This is a genomic window from Streptomyces sp. NPDC001770 (assembly GCF_053596135.1).
On record NZ_JBSFFN010000005.1, the window covers coordinates 139,326 to 164,122 of the forward strand.

General features: G+C 70.3%; 9 protein-coding genes. 6 read left to right on the plus strand and 3 right to left on the minus strand.

What is annotated here, in order from left to right; translation table 11 throughout:
* Nucleotides 1-99 precede the first annotated feature (99 nt).
* The 3 genes from ACWCSV_RS07115 (at nucleotide 100) to ACWCSV_RS07125 (ending at nucleotide 14,492) form a co-directional block, all read left to right on the plus strand.
* Nucleotides 100-8,745, plus strand: coding sequence for a hypothetical protein (locus tag ACWCSV_RS07115; RefSeq protein WP_451139317.1), 8,646 nt, complete (start codon nucleotides 100-102; stop codon nucleotides 8,743-8,745).
* Nucleotides 8,742-11,438, plus strand: a complete 2,697-nt coding sequence (locus tag ACWCSV_RS07120) for a right-handed parallel beta-helix repeat-containing protein (protein ID WP_451139319.1) — start codon at nucleotides 8,742-8,744, stop codon at nucleotides 11,436-11,438. The genes ACWCSV_RS07115 and ACWCSV_RS07120 overlap by 4 nt, the downstream gene beginning before the upstream one ends.
* Nucleotides 11,439-11,720: 282 nt before the next feature.
* The gene (locus ACWCSV_RS07125) at nucleotides 11,721-14,492 is read left to right on the plus strand and encodes a ricin-type beta-trefoil lectin domain protein (protein ID WP_451139321.1); all 2,772 of its coding nucleotides are present in this window, start codon (nucleotides 11,721-11,723) and stop codon (nucleotides 14,490-14,492) included.
* A 98-nt stretch (nucleotides 14,493-14,590) separates the two neighbouring features.
* On the opposite strand, the gene ACWCSV_RS07130 is transcribed toward ACWCSV_RS07125, so the two are convergent.
* The gene (locus ACWCSV_RS07130; RefSeq protein WP_451139323.1) at nucleotides 14,591-14,962 is read right to left on the minus strand and encodes a winged helix-turn-helix transcriptional regulator; all 372 of its coding nucleotides are present in this window, start codon (nucleotides 14,960-14,962) and stop codon (nucleotides 14,591-14,593) included.
* Nucleotides 14,963-14,964: 2 nt separating this feature from the next.
* On the minus strand, nucleotides 14,965-15,531 hold the full coding sequence (locus ACWCSV_RS07135; protein WP_451139325.1) for an NADPH-dependent FMN reductase: 567 nt from the start codon (nucleotides 15,529-15,531) through the stop codon (nucleotides 14,965-14,967).
* A 428-nt stretch (nucleotides 15,532-15,959) separates the two neighbouring features.
* Between ACWCSV_RS07135 and ACWCSV_RS07140 the strand changes: the two genes are divergently transcribed.
* A complete protein-coding gene (locus tag ACWCSV_RS07140) occupies nucleotides 15,960-16,595 on the plus strand; it encodes a DUF4394 domain-containing protein (RefSeq protein WP_451139577.1) in 636 nt (211 codons plus the stop codon).
* On the opposite strand, the gene ACWCSV_RS07145 is transcribed toward ACWCSV_RS07140, so the two are convergent.
* The gene (locus ACWCSV_RS07145) at nucleotides 16,571-18,085 is read right to left on the minus strand and encodes a ricin-type beta-trefoil lectin domain protein (RefSeq protein WP_451139327.1); all 1,515 of its coding nucleotides are present in this window, start codon (nucleotides 18,083-18,085) and stop codon (nucleotides 16,571-16,573) included. The two genes, ACWCSV_RS07140 and ACWCSV_RS07145, sit on opposite strands and share 25 nt — an antisense overlap.
* A 640-nt stretch (nucleotides 18,086-18,725) precedes the next feature.
* Here ACWCSV_RS07145 and ACWCSV_RS07150 point away from each other — a divergent pair.
* Both ACWCSV_RS07150 and ACWCSV_RS07155 read left to right on the plus strand, forming a co-directional pair.
* Entirely contained in the window at nucleotides 18,726-21,725 is a 3,000-nt protein-coding gene (locus ACWCSV_RS07150) for a lectin (RefSeq protein ID WP_451139329.1), read from the plus strand.
* Nucleotides 21,726-22,038: 313 nt separating this feature from the next.
* On the plus strand, nucleotides 22,039-24,390 hold the full coding sequence (locus ACWCSV_RS07155) for an RICIN domain-containing protein (protein ID WP_451139331.1): 2,352 nt from the start codon (nucleotides 22,039-22,041) through the stop codon (nucleotides 24,388-24,390).
* Nucleotides 24,391-24,797: the final 407 nt, after the last annotated feature.

A 24,797-nucleotide genomic window follows, 5' to 3' on the forward strand; every position in this document is an offset into this window, starting at 1 on the left:
GGGCCGCGGATTGGACGGCGGAAGCCTTGAACCTGACGGGTGGCCCGTGCGTGGTCGGGATGAGGACACGACGCCGGACGACGGAGGGGGTGGCCGGGCATGGCCCGTCCCACTGACTGGAGTGCGCTGGGACTGTCCGAAGACCCGACTCCGGGTGATCCCGACGAGCTCGACCGGGTCATCGTCTCGCAGTACACGCTGATCGAGCTGGCACGGACCATCGACAGCGGGCTGGCGGAGGTCTCCAACAAGGCGTCCGAGGCCTTCAAGGGCAAGACCGCCGACGCGCTGCGCGGCAAGATCGACGGCCGGATCCGGGGCTTCGTCACCACCTTCAAGACCGCCCACGAAGACGTCCGCACCGCCCTGCTCACCTACGTCGGAGTGATGCGCGCCCAGCAACGGGTCGCCGACGACGCGCTGACCGCGGCGGCGGCCCTGCCGGAGGACGACACCGAGGGCCGCGAAGCCCACAAGGCGACGGCGAAGTCGGCCGGGGACACCATGGAGACCGCGGCCGACACCGCGGCCACCGCGATCGCGACAGCCGCGGAATCGATCTCCTCGCCGGTGGACGAGTGCGAGGACCTGTGGAAGGCCCTGACCTGGATCGCCATCATCCTGATCATTCCCGCGATCCTCGTCGGCGGCCCGATCGCCCTGCTGGCATTCGGTCTGAACCTCGCGATCATGATCAAGACGGCGATCGACTTCTCCCGGGGTGACGCCGGCCTGACCGAACTGCTGCTGTCGATCGTGGGAGTGCTCGCGCCGACCACCAAAGGCCTGAACGTGGGCCAGGCGTGGAAGTCCATCAAGGGTTTCGGCGCACAGGGCATCAAGGGCACCAAGAACCTGGTCCTGGGCGGCCCGAACTCCTTCGGCCTCTTCGGGCGGCTTGGCCTGGGCATCGACGACACGTTCAGTGCCACGAGCTCCTGGCTCAAGGGCGGTCTGGGCGACGCGATCAAGTTCAACAAGATCAAGGGGCTGGAGGGCGTCACCCTCCTGGGCGGCGGCTCCGGCAAGGGTTTCCAGTTCTTCCCGCTCGGCGTGCAGCTCGGGGTCATCAACACCATCGGCGCCAAGGGCTTCTTCGGGCTGCACAGTGTGATCGTCGGCTTGAACGGCATCAAAATGGGCGCCGGAGCGATCGCCAACGGCCTCTCCGGTGTCAAGGGACTACGGCTGTTCCTGCCGGTGGCCGCCGACGAGATGGGCCAGGGCCTCTTCCTGGCCTTCAAGATCGGCTTCATCGACCGCGGCGTCTTCGGCATGTACAGGTACGGGGCGTTCGTCAACGGTTCCTTCATCGGCGCGGGCAGCAAGGCCTCCGGGGTCGGAGCGGGCGTCTCCAACTTCTTCGATGCCGGCAACGGCGCCGGCATGGGCCTGGTCAAGGCCGGTGACTTCCACTTCGCTCCCGGCACCTTCGGCAACATCGGCGGCCCCGGCGGGCTCTTGGCCCCCGGCGGCCTGGTACCGCCCGGCCGGTTCGCCGCACCGCCCCCCGGCATCTCGCTGTCGATGCCGGCCGATCTCTCGATCCACCTCGGCGAACAGGGCGGCTTCGCCAACCTCGGCCAGATCAACCTGCCCTCCATCGACGCCCGTCTCGCCGATCTGCCCTCCCTCGGAATGACCGGCGACCAGGCGCTGCCCACCCTCGGCGCCGTCACCCGGATCGACCTGCCCGGCGGCCTCGCGGGCCTCCCCAGCCTCGAGAACCTCCCGCAGACCATGCCCGCCCTCGGCCAGGTCAGCCTGCCCCAACTCGGCTTCTCGCCGACCCACATGCCGTCGATGACACTCGACACCCCGTCCGTCGACGGCAACCTCGCGGGCCTCCCGAGCCTCGAAAGCCTCCCGCGGACGATGCCCGCCCTCGGCCAAGTCAACATCCCCCAACTCGGCTTCTCCCCTTCCCCCGTGCCGTCGATGACGCTGGGCACCCCGTCCGTCGACGGCAACCTCGCCGGGCTCGGCCAGGTCACCGTGAACGCCCCCTCGCTGCCCGCGCTTGGACACATCAACGTGCCCTCCCTGGGCACAGCCGGTGCGGGCCACCTCGGCCTCATCCGCACCGACATGCCATCGGTCCACGCGCAGATCGTGGACCTTCCGTCGGTGGGCAGTACGGGTGGCCCCATGGGGCAGGTCCAGCTCGGCAGCGTGAACGTGGCGTCGCTCGGCCTGAGTACGCCCCACTTCTCCGCGACGCAGATCAACACCGCGCTGAGCGGCGACTTCGCCTCCCCGAACCTGAGCCCCGCCCTCGGCGACACCGCCGCCCCGCACGCCGGCACCCACCTCGGCCAGATCGAGCTGCCCGGCACCGGCGCGGTCCTGGGCCACACCGACCTGCCGAACATGAACCTGGCCACGGGACACGTGGACACCCCGGACGCGCACACCGGCCCGACCGACACGGACCTGCCCGCCAGCCACACCGGGGCCGTGCGGCTGCCGGGGCTCGGCCAGAACGACCTGGCGCTCTCCGTACCGCCGCCCACCGCGCACCTGGCTCCCGGCGCCCTCTCCGCCCCGGGCGTCAACGGCAGGCTCGTGGACATCCCGACGGTACTGCCCGGCAACGGCTCGCCGATCACCACGCCGAACACCGCACCCCTGCTCAACAGTTCGGCACTGAACCCGCCGAGCAGCCAGTTCTTCGCCGGCCTGATCGCGGCGATGAACCGCGAACCCCTCACCGTCTTCATGGCACCGCACATCACCTACGACTTCCATCACACCTTCACCCACCTCCCTCAGATGCCCGCCGGTGTCCAGGTCCAGGTCACCCCCGGCACGGCCGGGCAGCTGGTGGACGTCCACGTGACGACCCCGGCCGGCACACCGGGGTCGGTGACCGCCACCCACGTTCCCGTGAACGGCCAGGACGTGCTGCGCGTCGAGCACACCCAGCTGGACGGGACGATCCAGCGCCTCGACTTCGAGCTGAGCGCCGCCAACGACCACCAGCTGCTGGACAGCCGGACCATCACCCCCGCCCGCGTCACCGGCGAGGACATCGAGATGGAGACCTTCCGGCCGGACACCGTCGCCGGCTCCTCGGGGGCCGGGGGCGCCGGGGGCAGGCACGTCGGGGGCGACGGCCGTACGGTGCCGCTGCCCACCCCCGTCGTCCACGTGGTGTCGGTACCGGGCCTGACGGGCACCAACGTCACCATCCGGACCGATGCCACCGGCCGGATCATCCACGCCCATCCGGTGGCCGGGGGTGCACCGGTCACCGTCCAGCACCTCGCCGGGAGCGGCCCCGGCGGCGTCGACATCGTCCGCGTCGAGCAGACCGTCACCGCGGGCGCCGAGATCCGCCGCTGGGAGTTCACCGCCGACCTGACGGGCAACCGGCTCGTCGCCGACGAGCGGGTCTTCCCGCTCAACGACGGCGCCCTGCGCGGCGGCGTCATCAGCGTCGACCTCGCCGCCGGAGTCCCCACCGTCCGCCACCTGGACAGCACCGGCGCCGTGCGGGCCACCGGCGGGCGGCCCATCCGGATCAGCCCGACCTCCCTCAACATCCCCTCCGCCCACGGCTTCCACCTCTACGACCCCACCACCGGTCTGCAGACCCACACCGGTCTCACCCTGGCCGACGCCCACGGCGCCCCGACCCCCCTGCACGTGCTCACCCCGTACACCCCGCCCGGCGGCGGGGCCGTACCGCCGCTCCAGCTCACGGGCGCCGACGGGGTGACCCCGCTCGGCACGGTCACCGTCCCCGCCCACGGGGGCGGCGTGTTCCACGTACGGCCCGCAGCGGGCCCCGGCGCCGCTGCCGTCCCGCACCTCAGCGTCCACCGGGCCGACGGCACCTTCACGCATCACGCCCTGCCGGTGCCGGCCGTCACCCCGGCCGGGGGAGCGGGCCCGGCCTTCGTCCGCCTCCCGGACAGCGCCGGCGGGCTGCCCTCGCTCGTCCATACGGACGGTACGGGCGTCGCCGGGGCCACCGTGCACCCGCAGGGGGCCAACGGCTCGCTGGGCTTCCGGATCGACCAGAACGGACAGCACCTCGTCGTCAGCCCGGCCGGTGTGCACACCCACAGCGTGGTCTCCCTCCAGGGCCCGGGCGTCCCGGCCGCCGGCCAGTTCGTGTTCAGCCCTCCCGGCACCCCCCACCTGCCCCTCGCGCGGCTGCACGACCGGAGCGGCGCCCCCGGCGCCCCGGTGGCGTGGGTGGACGGCACCTACCACGTGACCCTGGGCGGCAACCAGTTCTCCGTCCACACCCCGAACGGCGCCTACGCGCACCAGGCCCTCGCCGTCGGCGGGCTGACCGTCGCCCCGCCCGGCGGCACCTTCCTGCGGGCCGACCCGGCCAACCCGGGCGGCTCCCTGCTGACGCGGGGCGACGGCACACCCGTCCCCGGCGCCCAGGTCCACCCACAGGTGGGCGGAGACTTCCGCATCACCCACAACAACCAGCACATCACCGTCAGCCCCACCGGTGCCCACACCCACGACACCGTCACCCTCCAGGGCCCGGGGGCCGGCCAGTACGTCTTCACTCCGGTCGCCACCCCGAACGTGCCGGTCGGGCACCCGCGGGCCGGCAACGGGGCCGTCGACACCACCGTCACCGTCCAGCGGACCGGCGGTGAGTTCCGCCTCACCGACGGCCACGGCACCGTGAACGTGTTCGACCCCGCGACCGGCGCCCACCTCCGCACCGACGTCCCCGTCAGCGGCGGCACGGCACTCGACGGCCACTTCGTCCGGACCGACGCGGCCGGGACCGTCACCGTCGTACGCGCAGACCTCAACGCCGCCCCCGGCCTGCGGGCCACCCCGCAGCCGGGCACTGCGGGCGGCGGCTTCCGCCTCGACCAGGGCAGCACGCATCTGGTGGTCGATCCCCGGGGCGCCCACACCCACACCGCCGTCGAGCTCCGGGCCCCGGGCACCGCGGGCGGCACCGGGCAGTACGTCTTCCACCCCGCGGCGCCCGGCGGCGCGGGCCCGCACCCACAGGTCAAGGACGGCACGGGCGCCGACCTGCCGGACACCGTCACCGTCCGCCCGGACGGCAGCCTCCAGGTCACCGGCGCCGGGACGATCCGCGTCCACGACGCCACCGACGGGGCCTTCCGCTTCAGCCTCGTACGCCTCGTCGACGCGGCCGGCACCCACCTGCCGGAGACCGTACGGGTGTACGGCGCGGGCGGCATCCGGCTCCTGGACCAGCACCAGGGCGTGGTCGACGGGTCCGTGGTCACCGTCCGGCCGGGCGGCGGGTTCCGGGTCGAGCAAGCGACCGGCGAGTTCTCCCTGTACAACGCGGGCGGCCGCCTGGACTTCCGGGCCGTCCCGGTCGCGGGCGGCGCCCCCAACGCCCTCACCGTCACCCCGACGGCCGGCACCGCCTTCACCGTCGTCCCGCTCGGCGACGCCGTGAAGCTCTCCGACGCGAGCCTGTCCCGGTTCGTCGACATCACCCCGGGCGGTCCGCGAGTCCTCGACGGCCACCTCACCGTCGTGCCGGGCCACACCGTCGCCCCCACGGCGGCCGGCGGCTGGCGCGTCGGCCCGCCGGGCAACCTCCGGCTGGGCGAGTTCACGGAGTACGCCGCCGACGGCACGCTCACCCTCCAGCGGATCAACATCGTCACCAAGGGGCGGATCAAGGCCAACAACCACCTGGAGCTCTACCACGTGGCCACCGGCGGCGCCGGCGGGAACCCGGCCGGCACCTGGAAGCTGATCCGTACCGACGGCGCGGGCGTTCCGCTCCCCGGTGCGGGCGGCAGGTGGTTCGGACACGGCCTGATCACCACCCGGGGCATTCCGCAGGGCCGGATCCACCTCACCACCCACTCCGGCGTCACCGTCTTCGAGTCGCGGCCGCTGCCCGGCGGCAACACGCTCCACTCCTTCCAGTCCAGCGCCAGCGCCGAGGTCTCCACCTTCTCGCTGGGCAACCAGCGCGGCGAATGGCACGAGATCGACCCCCAGGGCGTGCTCGTGCGCAACGGCGACCGGCACTGGGGCGAGAGCGGCCGCAGTTGGTGGGACTCCACCGGCACCAACGGGGTCGACCGGGTCCTGCACTTCCAGCAACTCCCCGACGGCGGGCACGTCCTGGGCACCCTCGACCGCAACGTGTTCCACCAGAGCGCGGGCACCGGCACCTGGTTCCGCTTCGACGCCGACTTCAAGATGATCGCCCAGGGCACCCGCGCCTACGGGCCGGGCCTCGGCCGCGGCTTCACCGACACGATGGATCACCCGCTCACCGGCCAGAGCTTCGTCGTCCACGAGAAGTTCGGCCGCTTCCAGACCGACCCCCACGACGTACGCCGGCTGTTCCAACGGGAGATGGGCGCCGACGGGGTGCCCAAGACCACCTCGGTGTCGCTCTCCGCACCGGGCAAGGAGATCGACAGCCTCAGGCAGCTGGAGAACAACGGCGGCCTCCTGGAGGTCCGGAGGGTGGCCGAGCAGCGCCCGCCGAACTGGTTCCGCTACCTCATCAGCAGCGAGTACCGCACGACGGACCTGAGCCCGTTCCCCTGGCTGAAGGCCGACAACCTGCCGCAGCTCAACGAATGGCGGGTCCGGCCCACGCCCGGCGGGGCCGTCGGCGCCCACGGCATCCGGCTGCTCACCCAGAACGCCGCCATCACCGACATCTCCAGCACCGGGCAGCTCGTACGCGAGACCCGCAAGCTGTTCCACGGCAACGACCTGACCGTCGGCAACGTCAAGGTGCCCGACGACCCCGCGGGCGCTCCGGTGAACATTCCCGCCCAGTACCTGCCCTGGTCGGAGGGGGTGGGCAAGTTGCAGGGGCACCGCACCTTCAACCACGCCGACTTCCAGGCCCCGCCCGGGACCGGTGTCCACGTCAACCAGATCATCTGGCACGACCGGTTCACCACCGACCTGGGCGACGGCGACTGGTTCAGCCCCAACGCCGCCAAGCAGTGGCGGATCGCGCGCACCGGCCTGAACGACGGCACGGTGATCGAGTACCGGCCGGTCCCGGCGGTCCGCGCCGGCGGTGCGGCGGGCGACGGCGGCGCCACCTTCCGGCAGAACTTCCACATGAACCACGGCGACTGGACACGCTACGACCACCACGGCTTCGTCGTGGCCCGCTCCGACACCTGGCCCGGCGTCCAGGGCAGCCCCGACCTGCGGATCACCGCCCACGGCCCCGCCACATCCACCATGACCTGGGTCGACGCCAACAACCCCCACATCGGCGGCGTCCGCCTCACCGCCCACGGCCGGGACATCAACCGCTACGGCTGGGACCGCGAGTCGTACCAGGACTTCGGCGCCGACGGACGCATGATCCGCGACCACCGCCTCCTTGCCGACGGCACCACCGTCGACTCCTGGCGCGTCAGCCGCGACGCCGCCGGCAACGAGGTCTGGCACTGGAACAAGATCGACCCACACGGCACCATCCAGGTGTTCGGCACCGGCGCCGGCGACCGGGTCCGCCACTGGTTCGACGCGCGGGGCAACGCCCTCCCCGGCTGGGCGGAGGGCGCCCGCTGGTCCGAACACGTCACCAGCCTCGGCAACATGAAGATCCAGGAAGTCCCCGCCAGGCCCAGCGCCGGCGCCTTCCAGAACACCTTCGGTGACGCCCCCTTCCGCGTCCGCGAGTACGTCGCGAACCCCGGCGACACCTTCGACGCCCACGCGTGGAAGGAGTTCGACGGCGGCACGGTCGTCCGCCAGAAGAAGGAACTGCTCGACGGGAACTTCCTGGAGAGCGAGAGCTGGCAGAAACACTGGCGCCTCTACGGGCCGGGCGGCACCAACCTCCTCGCCGAACGGTCCATCTCCGGATGGATCTACGAGACCAACGCCTTCGGCCAACTGAAACTGGTCGGCCGGGAGACCAACTTCATCGACTGGGCCAACCAGTACCGCGGCTACAACCGCATGTGGAAGGACGCCAACCGCTGGGAGTTCGGCGCCAGCGTCGGCGGCGAGTCCGTCTACCGGCCCTACCTCACCAAGGCGATGCAGCAGATCGCCCTCGACGCGGGACACGAGTTCATCGTCGACTTCGCCCTCAGCCTCACCGTCCTCGGCATCGTCGCCCTGGTCACCGGGGCGAAGTTCACCGCGACCGACCTCGCCAAGGCCGCCTTCGGCGCCATGATGGGCTCCGTCGTCAAGAGCTTCGTCTCCGGTCTGCACCACGCGGCCGGCCGCGGCACCCCGTGGAAGAACGGCTGGGGCCACGTCGACTACGGCTACGCCTACCAGCGCCACCCCAGCGACGACGACTGGGGCGGCGAATGGGCGGGCCACGACAAGGTCACCCGCTGGCGCGGCGGCACCTACGACTTCGGCGTCGGCATCGCCTCCGGCGTCCTCGGCGGGTTCGCCTCAGGAGCCGCCTCCGCCTCGGTCTTCGGGGTGAAGACCGCGAGCGGTGAACTGATCCACCTGTCCAAGGCGGACGCCGCCATCGCCGGTCTGATGAGCTCGGTCGGCGGCACCCTCGGCGGGCTCACCGTCGGCGCGGCCCGCAGCATGATCCACCTCAACCTGGCCGGCCGCTGGTACCACCGCGCCGGCATGGTCGACATCTATGTGGCGCCGGCCCTCGGAAAGCTCATCGACAAGTCCTTCTCCGCCTTCTTCATGGGCAGCGCCGTCCGCGGCTGGTTCAACCCGAGCTGGTACACGGACGGCGGCATGCCGGGCGGTCACACCAACGTCGACAACCTCCCGCAAGGAGCAGACACGTGACGAGCACCACCGCCGGCGCCCCACCGCTGCGCGTGGCGGCCAAGGGGTGGGGCGGTCACCGCACCATCGCCTCCGCCCTCGCCGCCGCCCCCGCCGGGGCCGTGATCACCATCGCCCCCGGCGTCTACACCGAGTCCCTGCGCCTGGAGCGGCGGGTGCTGCTGGAGCCGGAGTACGGCTCCGGGACCGTCCACCTGCGCTCTCCCGGCGGGCCCGTGCTCGACGTCACCGCCCCCGGTTGCGAGGTGTACGGGCTCGAACTGCGCGGCAGCGATCCCGCCGAGCCCGCCGTGCGGGTCGCCGACGCCGCCGGGCTGACCCTCGCCGAGTGCGACCTCGGCAGAGGCCGGATCGACGTGCTCGGCTCCCGGGACGACACCGGGGCCGCCGCGAACTCCGCCCTCACCTTCGCCGACACCCTGGCCCGGGCACTGCGCGAACCGGTCGGCGGCGGGGTGCTGCTGGTGCGCGGCGGCCGGCTGCACGACGCCCGGCACGCCGCCGTCCACCTCGAAGGCGACGCCCGGGCCCGGCTGGTGGACACCGCCATCGACACCGTCGACGGGCTCGGAGTGGCCCTCGGCGGCAGCGCCGTGCTGCTCGCCGAGCGGCTGCGCGTCAGCGCTACCGCCGGCTCCTCGCTGCGCGCCCGCGGCTCCTCCCGGGTGCTGCTGCGCGACACCCGCCTCAGCGGCCCCGGCCGCCACGGCCTGCTCATCGAGGACGAGGCCGAGGGCCTCCTGGAGGACTGCCGGATCAGCGGTCCCGCCCGGGCCGCCGTCCGGGCCGGCGGCTCGGCCACCGTGGGCCTGGCCGACTGCCGTCTCTCCGGGGCCGGGACCGACGCGCTGGCCGTGGGGGGATCGGCCCAGCTCACCGTTCACGGCTGCTGGCTCCTGGACTCGGCCGGCCACGGCATCCTGGTGACCGGCGAGGCCGCGGCCCTGGCCGTGGACCTCCTGATCGCGCGCAGCGGAGCGGCCGCCGTACGCGTCTCCGAGCTGGCCCGGGCCTCCCTGAGCGGCTGCCGGATCGACGTCAGCGGGGAGCACGGGCTGACCGTCACCGATGCCGCCCACGCCGAACTGGCCGACACCACGCTCTCGGACGCGGCCGTGGCCGGGGTGCACACCGACGGGCGGGCCCGCCTCACGCTCACCGGCGGCCGCATCGAGCGGGGCGAGACCGGGCTGCGGCTGCGTTCCACCGCCGAGGCATCGGTACGGGGCGCCACCGTGAGCGGCCCGAGCAAGGCGGGCGTGGAACTCGGACCGCGCGCCCGTACCACCCTGGAGGGCGTACGGATCGGATCGACCGGCAGCGCCGGTGTGGTCCTCGCCGCCGGAGCCCGGCTGGCCATGGAGGGGTGCACCATCGAGGCCCCCGGCGGCAGCGGGATGGTCGTCTCGGCCGGCGCCGAGCCGGCGGTGAGCGGCCTGCGGATCGACCGGGCCGCGAAGAACGGCATCCTGTTCGGGCCCGGCGCGGGCGGCACCTTCGCGTACTGCGACCTGACCGGCGGGAACTTTCCCGCTCTGCACATCGGCGCGAACGCCGTCCCCCGGTTCACCGGCTGCCGGGTCCTCGACTGCGGCCAGGACGTCGCCCTGGCCGACGAGGCCGCCCCCGTCTTCGAGGACTGCGTCTCGATCCGGGTCAAGAACCCGCTCCTGCCGGGAGTCACCGCCGCCGGACCCGCGCCCGGCGCCCCGCCCAGGAAGCCCGCCGCCCCGGACGGGGCCGCGGGGGGTACGGGCTCCGCGGGCGGCATCCGTACCGCCCCGGGGGGCACTGCGGCGGCCGGCGGTGGCTTCGCCTCCCTGTCCGACCTCTCCGAACTCGGCGAGCCCGAACCGGAGCCGGAGACCCTGGAGGAGTTGCTCGCCGAACTGGACGAGCTGGTCGGGCTCGACGGGGTCAAACAGAACGTCGGCGGCATGGTCAAGCTGATGCAGACCGTACGGCTGCGCCAGCAGGCCGGGCTCCCGGCGCCGCCGCTCAGCCGCCACCTGGTCTTCGCGGGGAACCCCGGCACCGGCAAGACCACCGTGGCCCGCCTCTACGGCAGGCTGCTGAAGGCCCTCGGCCTGCTGGAGCGCGGGCACCTGGTGGAGGTCGACCGCAGCGCCCTGGTCGGCGAGTACGTGGGGCACACCGGACCGAAGACCACCGAGTCCTTCAACCGGGCCCGCGGCGGCGTCCTCTTCATCGACGAGGCGTACGCGCTGGTCCCGGCCGGGGTCTCCAACGACTTCGGCCTGGAGGCGGTGGCCACCCTGGTCAAGCTGATGGAGGACCACCGCGACGAGGTCGTCGTCATCGCCGCCGGCTACCCCGGCGACATGGAGCGCTTCGTCTCCTCCAACCCGGGGCTCGCCTCCCGCTTCACCCGCAGCCTGGTCTTCGCCGACTACAGCTCCACCGAGCTGGTCCGCATCGTCGAGCACCACGCGCAGCGCCACCGCTACGAGCTGAGCGACGGTGTCCGCGCAGCGCTCGGCCGGTACTTCGACGCCGTGCCGCGCGACGCCCGCTTCGGCAACGGCCGCACCGCCCGCCAGGTCTTCCAGGCCATGACCGAGCGGCAGGCCATGCGGATCACCGAGCTGACCTCCCCGGTCGAGGCCCAGCTGGTGGTCCTCGACGAACAGGACATGCCGGAACCGGTCCCGCCGGTCCCCCCGGCCTCCTGAGGGCGGGGCGCGGGCGTTCGAGGACAGCGGCACCGACGACCATGCAGGGAGCCGCTGAGCCGAGGGGAGCGTCGGCGGGGACGGAACGGGGGCCGCCCCACCCCCGCCGTCCCCCGCCCGCACGTCGAAGCCACCTTTGTCCAGACCATTGACGGGTGCATGACAGCTCTCTAGCTTCGGGAGCAACCGTTCCCGCAGGAGCGCGACAACGTTGTCCATACGGTGAGGGATGGCATGACGAGAAGTATGCGCACGAGAGACACGCACAGAGGGCGGAGAAGGGTGATCACGCTCGTGCTCGCGCTGTTCGCGGCGCTGGGCACGAGCTGGGGGGCCGGGTTACCGGCGACGGCCGCCGGGGAAGGGACGCGGGCCGCCGCCGCGACCGCCGTCACGGTGGACGGCGCCGGGGGCGGCCGTACCTTCGACGGGATCGGCGCCATCAGCGGCGGAGGCGGCAACTCGCGGCTGCTGATCGACTATCCGAAGGCCCAGCGCGACCAGATCCTCGACTACCTGTTCAAACCGGGCTACGGCGCCGGCCTGCAACTGCTCAAAGTGGAGATCGGCGGGGACGCGAACTCCACCGACGGCTCGGAGCCCTCGACCCAGCACACCCGGGGACAGGTGAACTGCGACGCGGGGTACGAGTTCTGGCTCGCCGAGGAGGCGAAGGCCCGCAACCCCGACATCGGCCTCTACGGTCTGGCGTGGACAGCGCCGGGCTGGATCAACGGCGGTTTCTGGTCCGACGACACGATCGACTATCTGATCACCTGGCTGGACTGCGCCAAACGGCACAACCTGGGCATCAAGTACCTCGGCGGCTGGAACGAGCGCGGCCACAACGTCGACTGGTACGTCAAACTGCGCGAGGCGCTGAACGACCACGGCTACTCCGGGGTGCAGATCGTCGCGAACGACAGCGGGTGGGAGGTCGCCGACGACATGGCGAAGAACCCCGCGTTCCGGGACGCCGTGTCGGTCATCGGCGCGCACTACCCGTGCGGCTACGGAAACGACGACATCGCGAAGACCTGCTCGTCGAGCCAGGCCGCGCGCGACAGCGGAAAACCGCTGTGGGCGAGCGAGGGCGGCTCGAACGACATGGACAGCGGAACCCCGGCGCTGATCCGCGCCATCACCCGCGGCTACACCGACGCCCGGATGACCAGCTACTTCAACTGGCCGCTCATCGCGGCTCTCTACCAGAACTTGCCGTACTCGACGGTCGGCCTGATGACCGCAGGCTCCCCGTGGTCCGGCAACTACCGGGTGGGCGCGAGTACGTGGGCGACCGCCCAGGTCACCCAGTTCACCAAGCCGGGCTGGAAGTTCATCGACTCCGGCTCCGGCTACCTGGACGGGTCGGAGAACAACGGCAGTTACGTGACGCTGAAGTCCCCGAGCGGCGGCGACTGGTCGACGGTTCTGGAGACCACGACGGCCACCGGCGCGCAGACCGTGAACATCGCGGTCCGGGGCGGGCTGAAGACCGGGACCCTGCACGTGTGGGCCACCAAGGTCGACGGGCCGAGCGAGGCCACCTCTTTCGTCCACACCCAGGACACCAACGCCTCAGGCGGCACCTACTCCCTGAACCTCCAGCCCGGCTACGTCTACACGGTCACCACGACCACCGGCCAGGGCAAGGGGACGGCGGCCGCGCCCGCCGCGCACCAGCTCGCGCTGCCGTACAACGACACCTTCGACGGGGTCGCGACCAACGGCCAGGCCAAGTACCTCTCCGACATGCAGGGCGCCTACGAGGGCCGGCCCTGCGTGGACGGCCGCTCCGGACAGTGCGTGCAGCAGGTGGCGCCCGTCCGGCCGATCCTCTGGCAGGACGACTCCGACGCCTACACCCTGATCGGTGATCCGACCTGGAGCGACTACACCGTCAAGGCAGACGTCGACATGAAACAGGCGGGGGTGGTGACGCTGCTGGGACGCGCGAACACCCAGAACCGTCCGCAGAGCCATCAGGCCGCCTACCAGCTGAGAGTCAGCAACACCGGTGCCTGGTCGATCGCCAGGAACTCCAGCGGCGGCATCCTGTCCACCCTGGCCTCGGGCACCCGTTCCGGACTCGGGCTGAACAGCTGGCACACGCTGTCGCTCGGCTTCTCGGGCGACCGGATCACCGCCTCGGCGGACGGCACGACACTCGGTACCGTCAACGACAGTTCGTTCCAGAGAGGGCAGGTCGGCTTCGGGGTCGTCGGCTACCAGACGAACCTGTTCGACAACCTCTCCGTCACCGCGAACGCCCCCGGGAACGTCGGCGGCGTCCTGAAGGGCAAGGACTCCGGACTCTGCGTCGACGTCCCGGCCGCCTCGCACACCAACTCCACCCCGGTCGCGCTGTGGGACTGCACGGGCGCCGAGAACCAGACCTGGATGGCGACCCCGTCCAGGCAGCTCACGGTCTACGGCGACAAGTGCCTCGACGCGAACGCGGGCGGCACCGCCAACGGCACGGTGGTGCAGATCTACGACTGCAACGGCACCGCGGGCCAGCAGTGGACGGTCCGGGACGACGGCAGCGTCGTAGGAGTGGCCTCGGGCAAGTGCCTGGACGCGAAGGACGCGGGCACCGCGAACGGAACCGGGATCGTCCTGTGGACCTGCAACGGGGGCGGTAACCAGACCTGGGCGAGGGGTGTCACGAGCGGCGTCCTGAAGGGCCAGGAGTCCGGCAAGTGCGTCGACGTGCCGGCCGCGAGCAAGGACAACGGAACCCGGCCCGCGCTGTGGGACTGCAACAACGGCAGTAACCAGGCGTGGACCAGCACCAAGTCCAATCAGCTCACGGTCTTCGACAGCAAGTGCCTGGAGGCCGCGGGCGGGGCCACCGCCGACGGGACCGCCGTGCAGATCTACGACTGCAACGGCACCGCGAGCCAGCAGTGGCGGGTACGGGCGGACGGCACCGTCGTCGGGGTCGCCTCCGGGAAGTGCGTCGACGCCAACGCGCACGGCACGGCCAACGGGACCCAACTGGTGCTGTGGGCCTGCTCGGGCTCGGCCAACCAGAAGTGGGCCCGGTCCTGAGCGGGCGGCGGGCGGGTCACTGAGACGCCGACCCGCCTCACCGTCTCGCAGGGTGCCCGGACCTCGCGTCCGGGCACTCCGCGGGGCTTCGGCGGGTCTCAGTTCCCGTCCACCGTGCTCGGGCCGGGCGTGACCGCGTCCTCGCCGGGGCGGGGGATCCAGCGGTGCGACCAGGACACCACCGCGTCCAGGACGGGTGCGAGTTCCCGGCCCTTCGCGGTCAGCTCGTACTCCACGCGCACGGGAGTGTCGGCCACCACCCTGCGTACGACGAGATCCTCCGCCTCCAGGGTGCGCAGCCGCTGGGCCAGCATCGTGTCACTCAAGCCAGGTACCGCCTGCTTGATGTGCGAGTACTGGTGGTGCCCGGTGAACAGCGCGCGCAGGATGGCGCCCGTCCACCGGGCACCGATCAGCTCGATGGCCTGGTGGAAACGCGTACAGACGCGATGGATCTCGTCGTCGTTCATCCTCAGACCTTACGCAGCGGGAGCAGCGCGTCGCTGACCCGGACCAGCTCGTCCAGCATCGCCTTGGCGCCTGCCTCCATCACGTCGTTCGCCTCGATGCGGCCGTCCTTGAGGAACTGCTGCACGAAGGGGATGGAGACGGCCTCGAGGAGCGGCGTCATCTTGAGCGTCGTCACCACCTGCTTGATCATCTGGGCGGCACGGGTGCCGGCCGAGACGCCACCGTAGCTGACCAGGCCGACCGGCTTGTGGGCCCATTCGGCGTGCAGGTAGTCGATCGCGTTCTTCAGCTCGGCGTTGAAGCCGTAGTTGTACTCGGGCATGACGAACACGAAGGCGTCGGACGCCTCGACCTTGGCGCTCCAGCGACGCGTGTGGTCGTGCACGTACTGGCGAAGACGCGGGTGGTTCGGCTCGTCCATGAACGGCAGCCCCTCCTCCGCCAGGTCCACCAGCTCCACCTCGCTGAAGCCGCCGTGCTGCCGCGCGAACGCGTCGATCCACTGACCCACCGGGAGTCCGATCCGGCCGGGGCGGGTGCTGGCGATGACGATGCTGAGCTTCGACATGAAGAGAGACCTTCTGCTTCCTGGTTCCGTGGTGCCGCTTATCTACTCAACTAAGTAAAGTTACTAAGAATAAATTAGTCAACCTGGGGGGAGGGGAGCCCGGAGGGCAGGAAGTCGATTTATGGACTCCGCGATGGGAAGATGGCTCCACGGCCTAACCGGGAGCGACTGCCCAGCCGGTGCCGGAGGCCTGGCCGGCCCCAATCCCGTCCTGGCCATGTACAGGATGGGCAACTTCGGCTCAGATCCCGACAGCGGTCGCAAGCGCCTCGACAGCCAGGCGCCGGCGATCTCTGGCCTGACGTTCGAGAGCTACGACGGGCTCGCCACCACGGCCTCGTCCGGATGCCGGCCGCCACCCCGAGGACCCCGCCCTGCCCCGCCTCACCGGAGAGCTCTCGCGCGAGGACGCCGACTTCCGTCACTGGATTTCGCCGCAGTCTCCCGCCGACTCCGGCACGCTCACTTTGACCGGGAACCGGGGAGTCGACGCGGGCCCCTGGGCCGGGTTCGGCATCTACTACAAGCCCTCCGACGGCTCCACCAGAGGGTTCGCCGCGCTGCCCACCGGCGGAAAGCGGCGCTTCCACCGCGTGGACTTCCTCAACGGTGAGGCCTCGCTCGTCGGCTCGTCCGAGGCAGGTTGTCAGATTGTCGACATCGCGATGCCGCTGAATCAGAGCCCAACGCGACCGGACCGGTGCGGGCCAGGGGAATCTGCCCCGGCCCGCACCGGTCCGCACCGGCACGAGAGGCCGTGGAGAGAGGAGGTGGACCCGTATCCGCAGCTGCGGACTCCCAGGCGTTGTCGGGTGTCTGGTCGGGTCACGTCGCTCGATTCCGACGGCACGAGCGGCACCGGTCCTGTGCCACCTCTGCCCCTCGGGATCGATGGTCCGACCGCCCCGGGTCCGGGGTCTCTTCCTCGCGGTCCGTCCGTCGTGCTCGCTTCGGCGAGTCGTCGGCGTCCGGCCCAGCCGCCAGGAACTGGGGCCGCGGGCCTGGTTCCGGGGCCGGACCGGTCAGCGCTGGTCCTGTGTCAGGCCGGCAGCGTCCACCGCTGATTGGCGCCGTTCCCGCAGTCCCAGATCACGAGCCTCGTGCCCTGTGCGGTGCTGCCGCCGGGCACGTCGAGGCACTTGCCGGACGCGGTGTTGACCAATGTGCCGCCGGTGTTCCGCCACTGTTGCGCACCGGTCCCGTTGCAGTCCCAGAGCTGGACGGGCGTGCCGTTGGCGGTGCCTGCGGCGTTGACGTCCAGGCACTTGCCGTTGTTGGCCAGAGTGCCGCCTTCGTAGCTCCACTGCTGGTTGCCCGCGGTACCGCAGCCCCACACGTCCACGGCCGTGCCGTTGGCGGTGGAGGCGCCGAAGGCGTCCAGGCACATCCAGCCGAGCAGCGCGGTGTGCACCAGCCCCGTCCGTGCGGGTGGCGTCCACTGTTGGTTCGTGCCGCCGTTGCAGTCCCACAGCACGAGTGGGGTGCCGTCGGTCCCCGTGCCGCCGGGGATGTCGAGGCAACGGCCGGACGCGGGGTTGACCAGGGCGCCGTTTCGCGCCTCCCAGCGCTGGTTGGTGCCGCCGTTGCAATCCCAGATCTCCGCCTTGGTGCCGTTGGCCGTCCCGAGGCCGGTCAGGTCCAGGCACTTCCCCAGCGCGCGGATCGTGCCGTCCGCGTACACCGTCCAGGACTGGCCCCCGGAGTTGTCGCAGTTCCGCGAGTCCACGGTGGTGCCGTTGGCACTCGACCCGGCGGCCGCGTTCAGGCATGTGCCGGCGATACCTGATCGGACGGGGCCGCCGATGACGCTTGGCGGGGTGATCCAGCCGTCCGCGTCCGCAGCCTGCACGCCGCCGTAGAACGCGGTGGCCATCTTCTGGTAGCCGGAGTCGTTGGGATGCAGCGAGTCGGCCAGGTCCGCGGCGGTGAGCGAGTTGAGGTCGACCAGCCGGACGTGCTTGCCGGCCGCCTGCCTGGCCTGGACGACACCGGGGACCTGCCGGTCGAAATCGGGCCGGTTGCCCTGCACCGTCGGGCTCGTGGAAAGGATCAGGGTGCCGACCAGGACGGTGGCGTGGGGCGCGGCACTCAGGATCCGGTCGATCAGGGCGCCGAGGCGCGGCGCCGCGGTGGACGGGCTGTTGCCGAGGTTCATGTCGTTGGTGCCGATTTCCAGCGTCACCACATTCGGTTGCGAGCGGGTGAGCGTCCCGTCCGCGATGGAGGTGATCCCGTCGATCGTCCAACCGGAGTGTCCCTCGTTGTCCGGGTCGGACATGACGCCGTTCTGGAGGGTGCCAACGAAGTCCGTCGAGTGCCCGCCGGCCACCAGTCGGCTGCGCAGCGGTTCACGGTATCCGTTCCCGGTGGAACTGCCCTGGCCCCAGGTGATCGAGTCGCCGAGCGGCATCAGTCGTAACGGGGTGGGGGCGGCTGCGCCCGCTCCTGCGGAGATGGCCGGGGACGCGGCGTCGGCGGCGGCCGGCAGCGCGGTCCCGGCAACGCCGCTCACCGCCAGCGCGGCGACGATCAGCGTGGTGGCGAACAGTCTCATGTCGATTCGGTTCCTTGCCTCTGGGAGGGCGGCCTGTCCCCGCCGGATATGCCTCGTCCTACGACAGCGCTCCGCGGCCCGGACCGTACGGCACAGTTCCGCGCCGGGCGCACGGAGTGGGAGACATCGTTGTCAGAGGATTCTGCCTGGCGGTGTGGTACGGATGGGGGAGTGTGTCAGCCCCCACGGCGCATGTGTGAGGAGCGCGGAGGAGAGCGCTCTCCCGGCAAGTTAGCGAGGCCCGGGAGGGGCGTCAATGGTTCAGACTTGTGGTCGGAGGAATGCTCGGCCCTGGCCTCGCGGCTCCCTGCCCGTGCGTGCCCGCGGCGTGCAGCGCGGTCGGTGCGATCGAGTTGAGCCGGGTCGTGCGGCCGGGGCGTCGTGCCGCGCTGGTGGGAGTGGCTGAGGGCGGGAGCGCGAGTGCTCAGGGCTCAGGCGTAGCCGGGTGAAGATTCCGCTCGCTTGTCGCGCAGGTGGGGCAGGTGTGTCTCAACCACGTTGCTCCGATGACTGGTTGGGTCTTTCGTCGGCTTCGGTCCGTGGCGTTGACAGAGGCTCCGTTTCTCCCCTTTGCTAAGCCTCGCTCGCCCCCCTCGCCGATGCCGCGACGGTGTCGGCCACCCCCCTCGGAGCCGCAATGATGAAACGATGGCGTATTCCACTGGCGGTCTCGGTGATGCTTCTGGGTCTGGCCGCACCCAGTGCCGCTGCCCAGGCGGCCCCTGTGGCCGCTGCCGCCGTGGCCGATCCAGCGTCTCTGGTGAATCCGTTTCTGGGGACCTCGCACGAGGGAAACGTGTTCCCCGGTGCGGACCGCCCGTTCGGCATGGTGTCCTGGAGCCCGGATACGCCTTCGCGTCCGCCGGGGGGCAACTACGCATGGTCTGACAACGTTGTCACAGGATTCAGCCTGAACCACATCTCCGGTCCCGGGTGCGGTGCCATGGGTGACATCCCGGTGCTCCCGACCGTCGGAAACGTCGACGGGGCCGCGAACGTCGGCTTCTCGCACGGCAACGAGACGGCCAGTGCGGGCGCGTACTCGGTGAATCTGAACAACGGGGTCAATACCGAGTTGACGACGACGCCCCGCTCCGGGATGGCGCGGTTCACGTTCCCCGCGACCACCCAGGCGAACCTGGTATTCAAGCTGAGCGCGGACAAGGCGACGAACCTGCACTTCAACAGGGTCAGCAGCACCGAGGTCTCCGGTTCGGTCGACGCGGGACTCTTCTGTGCGTCGGCGCCGTCGTACACGGCGTACTTCAGCATGGTCTTCGACCAGCCGATGACCGGGAACGGGAGCTTCAACGGGGGAAACTCCGTCACGTTCAACACCACCGGCAACCGTACGGTGCAGGCCAAAGTGGGTCTGTCGTACGTGTCGATCGACGGGGCAAAAGCCAACCGCGTGGCGGAGAACGCGGGCTGGGACTTCAACGTCACCCGCAACGCGGCGCACAGCGCCTGGAACGACGTGCTGAACCGGGTGTCCGTCTCGGGAGGTACACCTGATCAGCAGAAGGTGTTCTACACCTCGCTCTACCGGTCGCTGCTGCACCCGAACCTGCTGAGCGACACCGACGGCCGCTACTGGGGCTTCGACCACCAGGTCCATACCGTGTCGGGGAACCAGAAGGCCCAGTACGGGACGTACTCCGGGTGGGACATCTATCGGACCCAGGCCCAACTGCACGCCCTGGTGGCACCGGGGGAGGCCGGCGACAGCGCACAGTCGCTGGTGAACGACTTCGCACAGGCGGGATTTCTCCCCAAGTGGTCCTTGAACTCCGCCGAGACCCAGGTGATGAACGGTGACCCGGGGCCCGCGATCCTCGCTGATTACTACGCGTTCGGCGCGCGGAACTTCGACACCGGGGCCGCGAGGAACGCGGTCATCAAGCAGGGGACGACGACCAACCCGATCCGGATGGGCCTGGACCTGCAGACCCGGTACGGATACCTGCCCTCGGACGGCACGTATCCGAGGGACTTCTACGGATCGGTGGCCACGCTGCTGGAGTACAGCGCGCAGGACTTCGCGACGTCCGCGTTCCTCGGGGCGTTGGGCGACACCACTTCGCAGAAGCAGTTCGCCAACCGGGCGCAGGACTGGAAGAACGTCTTCAACGCCGGCAGCGGGTTCATGCAGCCCAAGCTCAGCAACGGCCAGTGGCGAGCGGGGTTCACACCGACCAGCAGCGACCAGTTCGTGGAAGGCACGTCCTGGCAGTACACCGGGGCGGTCCCGCACAACGTCCGCGGTCTGGCCGACGCCATGGGCGGCAACGCCAAACTCGCCACCTACCTCGACAGCGTCCTGTCCACCTTCAAGGGCGCCGACGGCTCCCACGCCGACCTCGGCAACGAACCGTCCATCGAACTGCCCTGGGAGTACGACTACATCGGGCAGCCCTGGAAGACGCAGAGGATCGTGCGCGACGTCCAGAACCAGCTGTGGCCCAACGACCCGGCGAACTGGGGGGTCGGCAACGACGACCTCGGCACCATGAGCGCCTGGTACGTGTTCTCCGCGATGGGCTTCTACCCCGTCACCCCCGGCACGGCGGACCTCGCACTGGGCAGCCCACTGTTCACCAACGTCACCGTCACCCTGGCAGGCGGTGCCAAACTCGTCGTCAACGCCCCCCAGGCCAAGACCGACGCCCCGTACGTCCAGAGCGCGACCTTCAACGGCAACAACTGGAACAACGCCTACCTCCCCGCCGACACCGTCATCAACGGCGGCACGCTCAACCTCACCCTGGGAACGGCGGCCAACACCGGATGGGCCACCGCCGCCTCCTCCGCGCCCCCCTCCTACAACGGCGACGGCGGCGCCAAGCCCCCCGGCCCCGGCACCAGCGCCGGTATCGGGCCGATCCGGTCCGGACTCGCCGGCAAGTGCGTGGACGACAGCTCGGGCTCCACGGCCAACGGCACCAAGATCCAGACATGGACCTGCAACGGTTCGGCCGCACAGGAGATCACAGTGGCCGACGACGGCACCCTGAGGGTGCTGGGCAAGTGCCTGGACGTCACGGGAAACGTGGCCGCCCCGAACGGCACGCTCGTCGGCCTGTGGGACTGCAACGGCGGCAGCAACCAGAAGTGGACCTACAACTCCGCCACCAGAGCGCTGGTCAACCCGCTGTCCGGCCGTTGCCTCGACGTGCCCGGAGCCGGCACGGCCGACGGAATCCAGCTGAACGTCTGGGACTGCAACGGTGCCGTCCAGCAGCAGTGGTCGCTGCCGGTGCCGGGACCGGTCAGGTCCGGAATCGCCGGCAAGTGCGTCGACGACGACAGCGGCTCGACCACGAACGGCAACAGGATCCAGATCTGGACCTGCAACGGGACGGCGGCCCAGCGGATCAGCCTGGCCGGCGACGGCTCGCTGGTGGTCCTCGGCAAATGCCTGGACATCCCCGGCAGCACAGCCAACGGCACTTTGATCGGCCTGTGGGACTGCAACGGCGGCGCCAACCAGAAGTGGACCTACAACGCCACCACGAAGGCGCTGACCAATCCCGGCTCGGGTCGCTGCCTGGACGTTCCCGGTGCCGGCAGCACGGACGGCACCCCGTTGCAGATCTGGGACTGCAACGGGGCAGCCCAGCAGCAGTGGACTTTCAACTGACGCGCATCACCCCAGCGGTGCGAGCCGACCACGGACCGGCGCCGGCGGACCGGCAGCGCGCCGAGGGGCGGCCGAAGACCTGACGGACAAGCGTCCGTCGATCGCGCCGCCGCGGCACGCGCCGTCTCCTACGACCGAAAGCAGGATCAGACGAGCGAAGGTCGCACGGCGCGGGTACCGAGCCGTGTCCCACCCCACGTCTGCCGATCGACCGGCGGACCGGTCCTCACCGAACGCCATGTCGGACGGGGCCCCTTTCCCTCTCGTGAAGGAACGAACGATGAGACATCTCTGGAGGCTCACCCCGTTATGGGTGCTGGCTCTGCTCGCGGGCGTGCTGGCGGCGACCACCGTGCCCGCTGAGGCGGCATCCACGTCCATCAGCGTGGACGGCACGCAGAGCGGACGCACGTTCGACGGAATCGGTGCGATCAGCGGCGGCGGAGGCAACTCCCGTCTGCTGACCGACTATCCGCCGGAGCAGCAATCGCAGATTCTCGACTACCTGTTCAAGCCCGGATACGGCGCCAACCTCCAGCTGCTGAAGCTGGAGATCGGCGGCGACGCCAATTCAACCGACGGATCCGAACCATCGATCGAACACTCCAGAGGCGTGGTCAACTGCGACGCCGGATACGAGTTCTGGCTCGCCGAACAGGCCAGGGCACGCAACCCCGACATCGGTCTGTACGGTCTCGCCTGGGCCGCCCCGGGCTGGATCAACGGTGGTTTCTGGTCGACCGACACGATCGACTACCTGGTCTCGTGGCTCGGTTGCGCGCACCAGCACGGCCTGGACATCAAGTACCTGGGCGGCTGGAACGAACGCGGCCACGACGCCAACTGGTTCGTGCGGCTTCGCGCGGCACTGAACAGCGCCGGGTACTCCGGTGTCCAGCTCGTCGCGGACGACAGCGGCTGGGGCGTCGCCGACGACATGGCGAACAACCAGGCATTCAACGACGCCGTCTCGATCATCGGCGCGCACTACTCCTGCAACGGGGGCGACGGAGGCGATGCCAGGACCTGCTCCAGCAGCACCGCGGCGAAGAACAACGGCAAGCCGCTGTGGGACAGCGAGAACGGCTCACAGGACATGAACACCGGCGCGCCGGCGCTGATCCGCGCGATCACCCGCGGCTACACCGACGCGAAAATGACCAGCTACTTCAACTGGCCGCTGATCGCGTCGATCTACCCGAACCTTCCCTACAACACGGTCGGCCTCGCCACCGCGAACTCGCCCTGGTCGGGCAACTACCGGATCGGCGCGAGCACCTGGGCCACCGCCCAGGTCACCCAGTTCACCAGGCCCGGGTGGAGGTTCGTCGACACGGCCTCGGGATACCTGGGCGGCAATGAGAACAACGGTACGTACGTCACCATCAAGTCGAACACCGGTTCCGACTACTCCACCATTCTGGAGACGACGACGTCCACCGACTCGCAGACGGCGAACTTCACGGTCAGGGGCGGTCTGTCGACCGGCACGGTGCACGTGTGGGCGACCAACGTCAACAATCCCGGCAACGCGAAGTCCTTCATCCACACCCAGGACATCACGCCGGTCAACGGCTCGTACTCCCTGACGATGCAGCCTGGCTACGTCTACACGGTCAGCACTCTCGGTGGTCAGGGCAAGGGCTCCGCGACGGCTCCCGCCGCGCACCCGCTCGCGCTTCCGTACAGCGACAACTTCGACAGCTACGGCAACAACGCCCAGGCGAGGTATCTGTCGGACATGCAGGGGTCGTTCGAGGTTCAGCCCTGTGCGGCCGGACGGGCCGGCAAGTGCGTGCAGCAGATGGCCCCGGTCAAACCGATCGAGTGGCAGGACGACTCCGACTCATACACCTTGCTCGGAGATCCCAGCTGGTCCAACTACACCGTCAGTTCGGACGTATTCCTGCGCAGCGCGGGCACGAGCGAGCTCCTGGGCCGGGCCAACACCCAGCTGCGCCCGCAGTCACACATGAACGCGTACTACCTCCGCATCCGGGACACCGGACAGTGGTGGATCGAGAAGATGCTGACCGACGGCTCGAACCACACCCTGGCCACCGGCACCACCACCGCCCTCGGAACGGGCAGGTGGCATACCCTGTCGCTCACCTTCCAGGGCTCGCAGATCACCGCCGCCCTGGACGGCAACCAGTTCGGCTCGGTCATCGACGGGTCCTTCCAGACCGGCCAGGCAGGCCTGGGTATCCAGGGTTACCGCACCGACCAGTTCGACAACCTCTCCATCACTCCCGGCACGGGCGGTCCGGCTGCCGGCGGGACCGGTCGGATCAGCTCGGTCCTCAACGGCGACAAGTGTCTGGACGACTTCACCGCTTCCACGACCGCGGGTGCCGTCGTGGACATCTGGGACTGCAACGGATCCTCCGCCCAGCAGTGGACCGTGGGCAACGGCTCCGTCAGGACCGGCGGGCTCTGCCTCGACGTGGTCGGCAACGGCACCGCCAACGGTTCCCTCGTGAACCTGTGGACCTGCACCGGTGCGGCGAACCAGCAGTGGAACGTCAGCAACGGGACGCTCGTCAACCCACAGTCGGGCCGCTGCCTCGACATCCCCGCACTCGACACGACCAATGGCACTCAACTCGACATCTGGGACTGCAACAACGGCTCCAACCAGAAGTGGAACATTCCCTCTTCGTGACAGCCGATCATTCGGTTCGGGCGGGTGCGGAGCACCGCACCCGCCCGAACGGACCGTCGGACAGCCTCCCGCCCCCGAGCCCCCCTTCTGGCTCGCACGCTCGTCGCGTCGGCGATCACCGGACTCCATTCCGGTTCGCCCGGGTGCCCAGTTCGTCCAGGACGGCGCGGTGCGGCCGGTGCCACAGGCCCGCCTCGGTCCACACCGTGGATCTGTGGTGAGCCGTCGCAGGGGACACACCGAACGTCTCTGGAAGATGCCGTCACGCGCACCCGCTGGTCAGCACGTACACGACCGCGGTGAACACCGCCCGCTCATCACACGGAGCGGCCCCGCCGCCCTGCGGAGGGAACTTGACGGCAACCGTTGGGGGACCGGATCCCGCAAGCCGTCAGGAACCGGTCGCA